Raw genomic sequence first — 13,341 nt, 5'->3', positions numbered from 1 at the left:
TCTGCAAACTGCCGTTATCGGATCATGGAGCAGGTACCGGCGATTGCCGGCCATCCAATGCTGCCGTGAACTCTTTCCATTGTTGCCGTGTTGTCTGTGTCATGAACCGCGCCGCATCCAGCATCTCTTTCATCCAGTCGTCGCGTTGTGCAAAGGCGATCAATTCATCGGCAGTGGCTGCGCCAGCACGCCCGCAGGCACGCAACTGATCCCAGGCCAGGATGCGCCCCATGGTTTCAACGACCTCCTTGAGCCGATCCAGCTTCTTGCCCCACGTACCGATGGAAACCCGGTCTTCCGTGGGCTGCAACCCTTTCAGGATACAGGGCAGTTCGCCAAGCCTCACCGCATGAAGGAATGCATGGTTGACCGCCTGCATCCGGTTCTGCGCCGTCACTACCCGGACCGCCTCGTCCGTCCAGGCCGCTTGCCTGATGCCGAGACGGGCAAGGTGCGGCGACAGCGCCGATGGCCTGGCTTCCTTGATGTCGAGCAGGTAGTTGCCATCGGGGGAGCCCTTGCCTTCCACCAGCACCACGAACCGCTCGACACCGAGACTGCCGGTTCCGGCGATGCGGCGGGCGATGTCGATCACTTCGAAGAATTCCCGGTTGGGCTGGGTGGCGGCAAAATCCGCCATGAACCCGGCAACGAGTTCCTTCTGCGTGTCGGATGCCGGCAATGCCTTCACTCCGTCCACCAGCAGGCTGCGCCGGTGCGACTTGCGTATCGTGCGCTTGTCGAGGAACGCGCCGCGTTCGCGATCCTGCAAAGTGGACAACAGCGCATGCACAAGACCGCCTGAGGTTTCGCGTTCGACCCACAGCGGTTTGCCGTTGACGAGCGCATCGCGGTAAGCCTGCAGGCAGCTCTGGCTGACTGCCAATGCCTCGTCCTGGGTCGCATTGAGCGCCTCGGCACCGCACTGGATGCTGGTCAGCAATCGCACCATGTCCCAGGTGACGGGTGCCAGCGCAGCTTCGTCGTAATCGTTGATGTCGAAATAGACCAGGCGGTTGTCGCCCTTGTAGCTGCCGAAATTCTCGAAATGCAGGTCGCCGCAGCACCAGGCCAGAGGCGCGTCGCGGAAGAGCGGCGAGTCCGGCAAGTTATCGTAGAACAGGTGGCAGGCGCCGCGCAGGAAGATGAACGGGCTTTGCGCCATCTTGGCGTACTTCATGGCGACCAGGCCGGGATCGCGCCCGGCGTTGTTGCCGAAGACCGCATCGGCGACGGATATGGGATTCGATGTAGGTTGCTTGTTCATTAGGCTCGGGCTAGCATGAAGACGCTGTGCACATAATATACATTCATGAACACTCCCGGGTCTGACAGTTTTGCCATCAACACGACCGAGCTGACGCGCAAGTTCGGCAACCTGACTGCCGTGGACCAGATCGAACTGAGTGTTCCTTATGGCCAGATATTCGGGCTGCTCGGCGCGAACGGCGCAGGAAAGAGCACCCTGATCAAGATGCTCACCACCCTGCTGATGCCGACATCCGGCACGGCCAAAGTCGGCGGCTTCGATATTCTCGGTTCCCCGGCTGAGGTCAGGCGTTGCATCGGCTATGTATCACAACTCGTGTCGGCCGATGGCGCGCTGACCGGCTACGAGAATCTGCGCTTGTCGGCCAAACTGTATGGCATACCCGACACGGAGCGGGAGGACCGCATCAAGAACGCTCTTGAGTTCATGGGGCTGGTCGATTCTGCTCGCAAGCTGGTACGTACCTATTCCGGCGGCATGATCCGCCGGCTCGAACTTGCCCAAGCCATGCTGCACCGCCCTGCGATCCTGTTCCTGGACGAACCGACCATCGGGCTCGATCCCGTCGCCCGCCATATCGTGTGGGATCGCCTGCTGGATCTCAGGCGTGACTATGGCATGACGGTATTGATCACCACCCATGACATGGAAGAAGCCGAGGAGCTCTGCGACAGTCTGGCGATCCTGCACAGGGGCAGGATCAGCGTGGTCGGCCAGCCTTCCGAATTGCGCGCCGGATTGGGAGAGGGCGTCTCCATGGATGACGTGTTCGCGCATTATGCCGGCGGCTCGATACAGGAGAGCGGGACTTTCCGCGAAGTCGCCCAGACCCGCAGGACCGCACAGCGTCTGGGCTAGGGATGAACAGATGAAGCGATTCATACGGGAGAGCAGCGCGATCGTGGAAGTCGAGTTGCTCAAGCTCGTGCGCGATCCGACCGAAGTCGTCTCGCGCGCGATACAGCCGGTACTGTGGCTGGTGGTGTTCGGGCAGGTGCTCGCGCAGGTTCGCGGCATACAGACCGGACAGCTGAGCTACCTGGCATTCATCACACCGGGGATACTCGCGCAAAGCGTGCTGTTCAGCGCGATCTTCTACGGCATAGGGATCATATGGGAACGCGACCTGGGTGTGGTGCACAAACTGCTCGCAAGTCCGGCACGGCGCATCTCGCTGGTCTTCGGCAAGGCTCTGGCTGCAGGGTTTCGCGGCATCCTGCAGGCAACGGTCATCTATCTCATCGCACTGCTGATGCATGTTTCCCTCAAGTTGGATCCAGTATCCGTTTTCGCCGTGCTGGCCAGCGTGATGCTGGGGTCGGGGATATTCGCCACCTTCTCGCTCGTCATCGCCTGCATCGTGAAGACTCGCGAGCGATTCATGGGTATCGGCCAGCTGCTGACCATGCCCATGTTCTTTGCCAGCAACGCGATCTATCCGCTGGAGATCATGCCCGAGTGGCTGCGCGTCATCGCCCAGATCAATCCGCTCACTTACCTGATCGACGCCTTGCGCGGCCTCATGATCACAGGCGGGGAGAGCATCCACGGCTACACGGTGGATTTCGCCGTCATGTTCGGCACGTTTGGCGCCCTGCTTTACATTGCCGTGAGGTTATATCCCACGCTGGCCGAATAAGGCCGCCTGCTGGCGTTGCCATTGTTCCAGTGCAGCAACCAGCTCCACGATGACCGATTTCCAGTCGCCCATCGCCGGTTGGCGGAAGAGCCGCATGGTTCCGGGATACCAGGGCGAATCGCTGCGTTCTGCCATCCAGCGCCAGTCCGGCTTGTAGTCCGGCAGCAAGACCCAGCATGGCTTGCCCAGCGCGCCCGCAAGGTGCGCGATCGCGGTATCGACACAGATGACCAGGTCCAGATTCATCACCACCGCGGCGGTATCGGCGAAATCTGCCAGCTGCGAACCGATGTGGGTGATCGGCAATCCTGCCGGCGGTGCCAACGCCTCCGCTTCGCCAGCACCTTTTTGCAGGCTGATGAAACGCACACCGGGCACTGCCGCCAATGGAACCAGCATATCGAGTCCCGGCAAGGAGCGGTCGGCATCATTTTCAAATAACGGATTGCCTTTCCAAACCAGGCCGACACGAAGACCGTCTTGGGGCAACAGCGTCCCCCACTTCTCCATCGCTTCCTCCGGAACAAACAGATAGGGGATGTTTGCCGGTATGGAATCGATGCGCGTATCGCAGTAGCGGGGAATGCTCAGCAAAGGAGTCCAGAAATCCCACCCGGAAGAAGGTATCGGTTCATCCAGTGCGATAACGCTATCTACGTCTTCCAGAGAAGAGAACAAGGTCTTCAGTGCCGGGTGGCAGATCAGGGTGATCGATGTCGCCCCCTGCCTTTTCAGCACTGCGGCGTAGCGGCAAAACTGGATCATGTCGCCATGTCCTGCCTCATAACCGATCAATATGGATTTCCCGATCAGGCTCTCGCCCTGCCAGCGGGGGCAAGCAAGATGTCTTGCCAGTTCGGTGAGCCAGTTGCGCGCATCCAGGCAGGGCCATCCTTCCTCGAACCTGCCTTGACGCAGCAACAGATAGCTGAGATTGAAACGCGCCGTCCTGTATGAATCGTCCAGTGCCAGCGCCGTGCGGTAGCACCGCTCGGCTTCTTCCTCCCGCTTCATGCAGGCGTAGAGCACGCCCAGATTCGACCAGCCGGCGGGACTATCCTGCCTGAGCAGGATCGCCTGCATATAGGCGAGTTCGGCCTCGTTGAAGCGCTTCATATACGCCAGCAGCGCACCAAGATTCAGATGGGTTTCAGGGTGGGCAGGGTTGAGCTCGATGGAACGCCGGTAGTTTTGTTCCGCTGCCGCCAGGTCGCCCTTCTTTTCCAGCAGCAGTCCCAGATTGGCATAAGCCTCTGCAAAGTCAGGCACGATGCGCAGCGCTTCCCTGAAGCAGTCTTCGGCAGCGGCATCATCGCCGGCCTGCATGCAGCTGGTACCCTGAAAGAATAGCGCTTCCGCTTCAGTCCGTTCCTTGTCGATCATGGCCCGATGATTTGAGAATCAGTAAGTCGGCAAAATATTTCGTGCACCCAACTAGCGTCTGCTTATTCTAACCAATCCGGGTCTGACTTGTTTCCTCGCTGATCGCTAAATAGAAAACGGCGCGCAATGGAGTTGCGCGCCGTTCTGGAAACAGGAATGGATCAGATGTAATTGAACAGCGACAATTTCGACACTTGGGCGAACGACTGTTGTGCCGCTTGCAGGATCAGCTTCTGCTGCGACAGGTCGGTGATGGCCTTGTTGTAGTCGGTGTCCTGGATGGTCGACAGCGTTTTCTGGTATTGCAGCCCGAGGTCTGTCCCGGTGGACTGCAAGGCAGTCAGCTCGTTCAGGCGCGAGCCTGTTGTGGCGCGTACACCCAGCACGCTGTTCAGGTCCTGGTTCAGTGCGTTTATACCGTCGCTCATCGCCTGGCTGTTGGCGGCTATGGTAGCCGCGCTAGCTCCTGCAAGCGGGGTATTCAATGCCGTGATGAGGTTGTTGAGCGTATCGAACACGCTTTGGTTCTTGCTCGGCGTGACGTTGAAAGTATCGCCTGCAGCCGGCGTGCCGGTGATGCTGAACTGGATGCCGTTGAAACTGATGGCCTGCCCGCTGGCGTAAGCCACGCCGGTCTGGCCGGGAACGGCGACACCGGGCGGTCCGGCGGTGACATCGGTGATGCTGTATGTCGTTCCGCCCGCACCAAAGGTGACCTGATAGCTGTTGCTGCTGTACAGGGCGGCATTGGTCACCACGCCCTGGCTGATGGTGCCCGAGCCGGTGTTGGCAGCCCCGAGAGCGGCCTGGAAAATCCCGTTGCCGTTGCGTATGCGCATGAAGATATCGGCACCCGAATCGCTGCTGGAGATCTGGCGCGACGGCGCCACCTGCATCTTGCGCTGCACATCGTCGCCCTGATAGACCACGCCGCCTGCAGTATTGACGAAGGGTTGCACGCTGCCCTGCGCACCGGAATACAGATAATTGCCGTTGCCGTCGGTGCTGTTCGCCAAACCGAGCAGGTCGTTCAAACGCCCCTGCAAGTCGGTCGCCAATGCCTTGCGGTTGGTATCGCTCAGCGAGTTGCCACCCGCCCCGGTCACTGCCGTGTCGTGGGCGCTTTGTAGCAGCGACGTCACGCTCTGCAGGATGCCGTCCGACAGTGACAGGCTATTGGTGGCAGCGGTATTGTTGGCTCCGTATTGCGTATTCGTCGAATTGGACAAGGTCAGTTCGATCGCGCGTGCCGCGCCGACCGGATCCATGGAGGGATCGAGGATGCGCTGCCCGCTCGAGATCTGTTGCGTGGTCTGTGCGATCTGCACCTGCAGGGTATCGAGGCTGGAGATGTTGGCGTTATAGATCGAGCTGGTGCTGATGCGCATGATTCACTCCTACTTCAGATTCAGGATGGTGTCGAACATGGTGTTGGCGATCTGCATCGCCTTTCCCGCCGCCTGGTAAGCCTGCTGGTAACGCAACAGGTTGGCCGCTTCCTCATCCAGGTTGACGCCGGAGACAGCCTGTTGCGCGGTAGTCACGGAAGTCAGCAAACTGGTTTGCGCCTTGCTCGTGACAGTCAGCTGGTTCGTCTGCGTACCCACCTGGCCGACCAGTTGGCCGTAAGCGCCCTGAAAACTGGTCGTGCTGTTTGCCAGCGTGTTGGCTGTTTGCAACGCCGCCATCAGCAGGCTGTTGCTGCCGTCGGTGGTCGCACTGGTGTTTTGCGACACCGTGAACGTATCTCCGGCGGAAGGTGCGCCGCTGATCTGCGTGGTCCAGCCGTTATAAGTGATGGCGGCTCCCGCAGTGTAGGGAACGTTGACCGGATTGCCGGTGCCGGTACCGGTCACATTGAAGGTGGTGGGCGGATTATTGAAGGTGATGGTGACAGGCTGTTGCAAGTTGGCATTCAGGGGCAAGCCTCCTGTCACGCTCGCCGCGCCAATGGTACCCGTACCGAGGTTGCTGACGGGCGCATTGGAACGGATCGGAGATGCAGCGGCGATCTTGGTCGGGTCGGTGAAGCTGAGCGAGAAGTTGCTCGCGCCATTCACCGTGGGACGAACCAGGAAAGTGTCGCTGGTCGCCGCCGCACCGCCCGTCAACTGCAGCGTGATGCCAGTGCCGGTGACTGCCTGTCCCGCGGTAAGCTGGGCAGGGGTGAACGACTGCACCAGGGAATTGGTCGCAGTGTTGTAGACGTTGTAGTTGGTGCCGTCGAACACCACGCTGTAATCGTTCCCGGTCAGCGCCGAGGTGCTGTTGACGGTCGCGGTGATCACGGCACCGCCGGCATTGCTGGTCGCAGCAGTCACGCTTGGTGTTGCCATCGTGAACATATTGACGCCCAGCGCACCTTTCAGGTCGACACCCTGTTGCTGCTGCTGATTGAATTTATCCGCCAGTCCCATCGCGATGCGGCCAAGCGCATTGATCGCGGGATCGAGTATGTTCTGGCGGAAACTGATGAATCCGCCCAGGTTGCCGCCCTGCAAGGAGCTCTGCTGGATGCGGCTGGTGGTCCCATTGCCGTTCAAGTAGGCGACTTCCAGCGCAGTCGGGTCGGTGGTCGAGGTGACCGTTTGCAGGGTCGTCGTCTGGTTGCCGAGCACCAGTGATTGTCCGTTGCCGATGAATACGTTCATCGATCCATCGCTCTGCTTGATGGTCGAGACGCGTATTTCCTGGCTGAGTTGATTGACCAGCTGATCGCGCTGATCCAGCAAGTCGTTGGGCGCCTGGTTCGGCGTATTGGCCTGCAGTTGCACGATCTTGTCGTTCAGCGCGGCGATCTGTTTCGCATAGCTGTTGATCTGCGTCACGCTGGCGGAGATCTGTCCGTTGAGACCGTCGCGGATCTGGTTCATGTTCTGGTTCATGGCCTGGAAACCATCCGCCAGGGACTGCGCGCTGCTGATCATGGTCTGCCGTGCCGGAACGGATTGCGGCGCATTGGCAACGGCATTGACCGCCGTGAAGAAATCCTGCATCGCCGGGGTCAGGCCGCTGCTGGCAGTTCCCAGCAGATTGCTCACCTGCTGCGCCAATCCGAGCTGGGTGTTCAGGTTGGATGATTGCGTCTGTGCTTCAAGCACTTGCGCACCAAGGAACTGGTCGTAACGCCGCACTACGGTGGTCACGTTGACGCCCTGGCCGAAGTATCCCGAACCCGTGTTCTGCGGCAGCATCCCGGCCTGGATGATCGCCTGCCGCGAATAACCCGGAGTATTGGCATTGGCAATGTTGTTCGAGGTCGTCGTCAGACCCGCTTGCGCCGCATTCAGCGCGCTCACTGCAATACCATAGATACTCATGATTGGACCCTTTTACCGTTATTCAACATCACTGGCTTGGCTATCGGCACGTAATCGGGAAACTTTAGGCTCGCACCTTGATACTGCCAATCACGCCTGCCAACTTGTCTGCATAATGGGGATCGGTGGCATATCCGGCTTGCTGCAAACCCTGCGCAAACGCCTTGGCATCTCCCTGCCCCACCACTCCCGCGTAACGCGAGTTGTCGCCCAGCAGTCTGGCGTAATCCTGGAACGACTCGGCGTATGAGTCATATGCGCGGAAGCGTTCCACCTGTTGCTTCGCCACCCCGTTGTGGTATTCGGTCGTGGTCACCGCCGCCACCTTGCCGTTCCAGTCCTTGCCCGCCTTGATGCCGAACAGGTTGTGACTGCTGCTACCGTCCGCCATTTTGATCTCGCGCTTGCCCCAGCCGCTTTCCAGCGCTGCTTGTCCGAGTATGAGGTGCGCAGGTATGCCCGTGGCACGACTGACCTGCTCGGCGGGCGCCTTCAGTCTGTCGACGAAAGCCTGCTGCACATCGGGTTTGTAGGCGGAAGGGATGGCAGTGCTGAGTGCTGAGCGCTGAGTACTGTGTACCGAGTGCTCCGCGCCGGCTACTCGGAACTCAGCACTCGGTACTGGTTTCTGCTGGTTGCGGCTGAGCTGCTCCACCATGATGTCCGCCAGTCCTATACCGCGCGACGCCATGCTCTGCGCCAGCTGCTGGTCGAGCATGCCGGTGAACATCCTGGTCTGCTCGCTATCGAACTCCCCGTCTTGCGGAGTCGCTTCGCGCATGCTCTTGAGCATCATGTTCAGGAACACCGTCTCGAATTGCTGCGCTGCGGCTTTCAGCGCCTTGTCAGGCGTTTGTTTGGCTTGCAGGCGCAGCTTGTCCAGACTCTGGCTGTCGATGGCCAAGTTGCCGAAGTCTGTCCCCGAGATCGTCATGGCCGGAGACCCTAGATCACCTCAAGCTCGGCACGCAACGCGCCTGCAGCTTTCATCGCCTGCAGGATCGCCAGCATGTCCTGCGGCGTCGCACCGATGGAGTTGAGCGCCTTGACCACGTCATTCAGGTCCACGCCGCTTTTCAGATGCAGCAGGTTGCCCTTGTCCGCCTTGATCTCGATACTGGCATTGCTCACGCCCGCGGTCTGCCCCTGCGATAGCGGCGCAGGCTGGCTGACCGTGTTCTCCGAATTGATCACCACGGTGAGGTTGCCGTGCGCCACCGCGCAGTCGTCCAGCGAGACATGCTGGTTCATCACCACCGAGCCGGTGCGCGCGTTGATGATGACCTTGGCGCTACCCGCTGCCGCATTGACTTCCAGATTCTCGATGCGCGAGATGAATGCCACGCGAGCACTTCCCTCCGGTGCCTTGACCTGGATGGTGCGCGCATCGACCGGTGCCGCGGCTGGCACCGTTGCCGGCACCACGCCGGAAGCGGCGGCCGTAATGTCCTGCACCGGCAACACCTCATGGTTGATGACATCCGCCAGGCGTGTCGCCGTGGTGAAATCGGCCGTATTCAATTCGAGATAGATGTAGTCGCCCTGCCCCAACGCCGTCGGCACCGAACGCTCCACCGTCGCACCGCCGGGGATGCGCCCCACATCCAGGTGATTGACCACCGTCTTGGAACCGCCTGCCGCCGCGCCCGCACCGCTCACCAGCATATTGCCCTGGGCCATCGCATAGACCTGCCCATCGGCGCCTTTCAGCGGGGTCATCAGCAGTGTGCCGCCGCGCAGGCTCTTGGCGTTACCAATGGAGGATACGGTGACGTCGATAGTCTGGCCGGGGCGCGAGAACGGCGGCAATGAAGCCGTCACCGTCACGGCAGCGACGTTCTTCAGCTGCAGGCTGGTACCCGGCGGGAGCGTGATGCCCATCTGCGACAGCATGGTGACGATGCTCTGCACCGTGAACGGAGTCTGTGTCGTCTGGTCGCCGCTGCCGTCCAGTCCGACCACCAGCCCGTAGCCGATCAATTGGTTCTCGCGCACGCCCAGCACCGTGGCCAGGTCCTTGATGCGCTCGGCTGCCGCGCTCAGGGAAACGAGCATCAACAACGCAAAAGCTAACGATCTGATTTTCATGATCCCACCCCGAAAAATATACATCCCGCATGGCGACCGACCGTACCCCTCGCCCTCCGGGAGAGGGGGAACGGGGGTGAGGGAGCGAACATGGTAAAGTTCATTTGTTTACCCTGTGCCATGATCGCTAGAACGGCAACACCGAGTAGAAGATGCGGTTGAACATGCTGATCACCGCTGCCGTATCGATGTTGTTCGCCCCCTTGTACTCGACATGCACATCCGCCACTTGCGTCGATTGCACCGTATTGGTTCCGCTTATGGTGGCCGGATTCACCACGCCGGAGAAACGCACATACTCCTCGGAAAGTTTGATCGCCACCTGTTTCTCGCCCGCTACGCGCAGGTTGCCATTGGGGAGCACCTCGGTCACCGTCACCGTGATCGCACCGGAGAAGGTATTGCTGCCCGAGCTGTCGCTGGCGCTACCCGACTTGACGCTGCTGCTGCCCGTCGCACCAAAGGAGGTGTTCTTTCCGACCCCGCCGGCGGTGATCGCCGGTGTGGTCAAGGCGAGACTGCCGGTATTGGTATCGTCATGGCCGGACTTGCCCGATGCCGCTGTCGTCTCAACGATGTTGATAGTCAGCACATCGCCGACGTTGCGGGCGCGCCTGTCCTCGAACATCGGGCGTTCGTTCATTCCGGCCTGGAATATGGCTCCGTTGCCGACCGCTTCGACCTTCGGCTTAGGCTCGGGAAGCGCGGTCAACGGTTGCTTGATGCTGGTGGAAGGCACGCATGCAGTCAGCGACGATGCCAGCGCCAGCAACCACAGCGATCCGAATGTATTACGCATGATCCGCCTCACTCACATCTGTGCCAGCTTCTGCAGCATCTGATCCGAGACCGTGATGGCCTTGGAGTTGATCTCATAAGCGCGCTGTGTCTGGATCATGTTCACCAGTTCTTCCACCACATTCACGTTGGAGGTCTCAACATAACCCTGGCTTATCGAACCGGTACCGTTGGTACCTGGCACGTTGGTGCTGGGCGTGCCCGAGGAAGCCGTCTCCAGATACATGTTCTGCCCCATACTCTCCAGCCCGGTCGGGTTGATGAACGTCGCCAGCTGCATGCTGCCGACCTGCACCGGTGCGGTTGCGCCCGGCTGGGTGACCGTGACCACGCCATCCTGGCCGATGGTGACGGTGGTGGCATTGGCCGGGATGGTGATCGCAGGCTGCACCACAAAACCGTTTGAAGTCACGATCTGTCCCTGGCTGTCGGTCTGGAAAGAACCATCGCGGGTATAGGCAGTCGTGCCGTCCGGCATCAGCACCTGGAAGAAACCGGCCCCCTGGATCGCCACATCCAGCTGGTTGCTGGTCTGCTGCAGATTGCCCTGAGTGTGGATGCGCTCGGTGGCGACCGGCCGCACACCGGTACCGATCTGTAATCCGGAAGGAATCTGCGTCTGCTGCGACGACTGGGCGCCGGGCTGGCGCAGATTCTGGTACAGCAGATCCTCGAACACCGCGCGCGAACGCTTGAAACCGTTGGTGCTGACGTTGGCGAGGTTGTTGGAGATCACGTCCATCTGCGTCTGTTGCGCTTCCAGGCCGGTCTTGGATATCCACAGGGAACGTATCATGGCAATTGTCCTTTCAAGTAATCAGCCAGTGACGCTAAGCACGCTGCTGGCTTGTTTGGCGTTGTCGTCCGCCGTTTGCAAAAGCTTCATCTGCTGGTCGAACTGGCGAGCCAGCGAGATCATGTTGACCATCGACTCCACCATGTTCACGTTGCTGCTTTCCAGGCTGCCCGACACCACTGTCACCTTGGCATCGGCGTCGGCGGGATTGCCGTCCTTCATGCGGAACAGGGCATCCTCACCCCGCACCAGCTGGTCTTCGGGCGGGTTGGTCAGTTTGAGGCGCCCGACCACCACCACGCCGTTCTTCTGGTTGGTGGTCGGCACGGTCGAGATGGTGCCGTCCTTGGCGATGGAGACTTCCGTATCCGGCGGGATGGTGATCGGTCCGGAGTCGCCCATCACGTTGAGCCCGCTGTTCGTCTGCAGGATGCCATTGGGCAGCACCTGGAAACTGCCGTTGCGGGTATAAGCCTCGTTGCCGTTGGCATCCTGCACAGCGATCCAGCCTTTGCCATCGACAGCCACGTCGAGCGAACGCCCGGTAGACTGGATCACGCCCGGAGTGAAATCCGCACCGGCCGTCGAATCGACCACAAAGGTGCGCGTAGGCAGACCTTCGCCCACCAGCGGCACGCTACGGAACGCATCTATGCTGGCGCGAAATCCCGGAGTGTTGATGTTGGCCAGGTTCTGCGACACCGACGCCTGCTGCTGCAGGGTGTGCGAAGCACCTGTCATCGCGGTGTAGATCAATCTGTCCATGTCACGCTCCTCGCTTCAGATCGTTTAGCGCAGGTTGACGATCGTCTGCAGCACCTGGTCCTGCGTCTTGATCGTCTGCGCGTTGGCCTGGTACACACGCTGCGCGGTGATCATGTTCACCAGCTCGGCAGTCAGGTCCACGTTCGAGTCTTCCACTGCCGAGGTCTGCAACACGCCCAGGCTGGCCGAACCCGGGGCTCCCACCAGCGGCGTACCCGAAGTCGAGGTCTCGACCCACTGGTTGTTGCCGAGAGGCTGCAAACCCTGGGCGTTGCTGAAATTGGCCAGCACGACTTGCGCCAGCGTCTTGGTCTGTCCGTTGGAGTAGCGACCGGTGACGATGCCGTCCGAGCCGGTACTGAAGCCGGTCATATGCCCTGATGTATACCCGTCCTGGCTGAGCGAGTTCACCCCGAAGGTGCTGCCGAATTGCGAGGTGCCGGAAAAATTGATGCTCAATGTCTGCGCCGCACCGCCGCCTGCGGGAGTGAACGCTGCCGAAGTCACTGCTCCCGCCGGCGCAGTCAATACGCCGCTGGAGCTGAAGGTCATCGCTGTCAACGCGCCCGCTCCGACCTGGGTCCCATCCACGGTAAGATAGGAGCTCCAGGCGTTTGTTGCCGTCTTGACGAAATACAGCGAAGCGACGTGAGGCCCGCCCAGGCTGTCATAGATCGTCGAAGAAGTGGAGTTATTGAAGGTGGCGGGATTGTTCGGATCGAACGGGGCGATCGCCGGTACGGTCGAGCGTGCATCCAGGTTGAGACCTGCGGTGACATTCGCGGTCGCCTTGGGCAACAGGTCAGCGGTGGAAACCTGGATATCTGCAGGCGTGGTCGCCACGATGGCGCCTGCCGCATTCGGCAAAAATCCCGTCAGTTTGTAGCCCTGGCTGTTGACGATGAAGCCGTTCTTGTCCAGCTGGAACTGCCCGTTTCTGGAAAAAGTGATCGAACCGTTGTTGTCCATACGGAAGAAGCCGCTGCCACTCACGGCCATATCCAGCGAATTGTTGGTGGTCGTGATATTGCCTTGGGTGAATTGCTGCGCCACGGTCGCCACGCGCGTGCCGATACCCGCCTGCCCTCCGCTGGAGCCGGCCATCGAACTGGCATAGACGTCGGCGAATTGCGCCTGCGACTGTTTGAAACCGACCGTACTGGCGTTGGCAACGTTGTTGCCGATCACATCCAGACTCTTGGATGCGGCATTCAGACCACTCAGACCTTGTTGAAAACCCATGACAACCTCCTGTTAAAATCGATCACATGTACTGAAACTG

The 13,341-nt window shown here is 60.3% G+C and carries 12 protein-coding genes; 2 read left to right on the top strand and 10 right to left on the bottom strand.

The features are described 5' to 3' along the window. Window positions 1–22 precede the first annotated feature (22 nt). Window positions 23–1,267, bottom strand: a complete 1,245-nt coding sequence (locus SLIT_RS02885; RefSeq protein WP_013028718.1) for a DUF2252 domain-containing protein — start codon at window positions 1,265–1,267, stop codon at window positions 23–25. A gap of 45 nt (window positions 1,268–1,312) precedes the next feature. Between SLIT_RS02885 and SLIT_RS02880 the strand changes: the two genes are divergently transcribed. Both SLIT_RS02880 and SLIT_RS02875 read left to right on the top strand, forming a co-directional pair. Beyond that, a complete protein-coding gene (locus SLIT_RS02880; protein WP_013028717.1) occupies window positions 1,313–2,128 on the top strand; it encodes an ABC transporter ATP-binding protein in 816 nt (271 codons plus the stop codon). A gap of 10 nt (window positions 2,129–2,138) precedes the next feature. Continuing rightward, window positions 2,139–2,909, top strand: coding sequence for an ABC transporter permease (locus SLIT_RS02875; RefSeq protein ID WP_013028716.1), 771 nt, complete (start codon window positions 2,139–2,141; stop codon window positions 2,907–2,909). On the opposite strand, the gene SLIT_RS02870 is transcribed toward SLIT_RS02875, so the two are convergent. From SLIT_RS02870 to flgE, 9 genes are all read right to left on the bottom strand, one after another. Continuing rightward, the gene (locus SLIT_RS02870) at window positions 2,886–4,292 is read right to left on the bottom strand and encodes a tetratricopeptide repeat-containing glycosyltransferase family protein (protein WP_013028715.1); all 1,407 of its coding nucleotides are present in this window, start codon (window positions 4,290–4,292) and stop codon (window positions 2,886–2,888) included. The two genes, SLIT_RS02875 and SLIT_RS02870, sit on opposite strands and share 24 nt — an antisense overlap. Before the next feature lie 161 nt (window positions 4,293–4,453). After that, the gene (gene flgL, locus SLIT_RS02865) at window positions 4,454–5,680 is read right to left on the bottom strand and encodes a flagellar hook-associated protein FlgL (RefSeq protein ID WP_013028714.1); all 1,227 of its coding nucleotides are present in this window, start codon (window positions 5,678–5,680) and stop codon (window positions 4,454–4,456) included. 9 nt (window positions 5,681–5,689) lie between these two features. Then, a complete protein-coding gene (gene flgK, locus SLIT_RS02860; protein ID WP_013028713.1) occupies window positions 5,690–7,612 on the bottom strand; it encodes a flagellar hook-associated protein FlgK in 1,923 nt (640 codons plus the stop codon). Between the two features lie 64 nt (window positions 7,613–7,676). Continuing rightward, window positions 7,677–8,546, bottom strand: a complete 870-nt coding sequence (gene flgJ / locus SLIT_RS02855) for a flagellar assembly peptidoglycan hydrolase FlgJ (RefSeq protein ID WP_013028712.1) — start codon at window positions 8,544–8,546, stop codon at window positions 7,677–7,679. A gap of 11 nt (window positions 8,547–8,557) precedes the next feature. Continuing rightward, on the bottom strand, window positions 8,558–9,700 hold the full coding sequence (locus SLIT_RS02850; protein WP_013028711.1) for a flagellar basal body P-ring protein FlgI: 1,143 nt from the start codon (window positions 9,698–9,700) through the stop codon (window positions 8,558–8,560). A 127-nt stretch (window positions 9,701–9,827) separates the two neighbouring features. Beyond that, on the bottom strand, window positions 9,828–10,499 hold the full coding sequence (locus SLIT_RS02845; RefSeq protein ID WP_013028710.1) for a flagellar basal body L-ring protein FlgH: 672 nt from the start codon (window positions 10,497–10,499) through the stop codon (window positions 9,828–9,830). Between the two features lie 12 nt (window positions 10,500–10,511). Then, window positions 10,512–11,294: a flagellar basal-body rod protein FlgG gene (gene flgG / locus SLIT_RS02840; protein WP_013028709.1), complete on the bottom strand. Its 783-nt coding sequence runs from the start codon at window positions 11,292–11,294 to the stop codon at window positions 10,512–10,514. A gap of 21 nt (window positions 11,295–11,315) precedes the next feature. Then, complete coding sequence (gene flgF / locus SLIT_RS02835; RefSeq protein WP_013028708.1) at window positions 11,316–12,059, bottom strand: flagellar basal-body rod protein FlgF; 744 nt, start codon at window positions 12,057–12,059, stop codon at window positions 11,316–11,318. Between the two features lie 24 nt (window positions 12,060–12,083). Beyond that, on the bottom strand, window positions 12,084–13,301 hold the full coding sequence (gene flgE / locus SLIT_RS02830) for a flagellar hook protein FlgE (RefSeq protein ID WP_013028707.1): 1,218 nt from the start codon (window positions 13,299–13,301) through the stop codon (window positions 12,084–12,086). Window positions 13,302–13,341: the final 40 nt, after the last annotated feature.

It is taken from the genome of Sideroxydans lithotrophicus ES-1 (assembly GCF_000025705.1).
Classification (GTDB): domain Bacteria; phylum Pseudomonadota; class Gammaproteobacteria; order Burkholderiales; family Gallionellaceae; genus Sideroxyarcus; species Sideroxyarcus lithotrophicus.
Note: the sequence above shows the minus strand (reverse complement) of the source record. Positions and strands in the feature narration are given on the sequence as shown.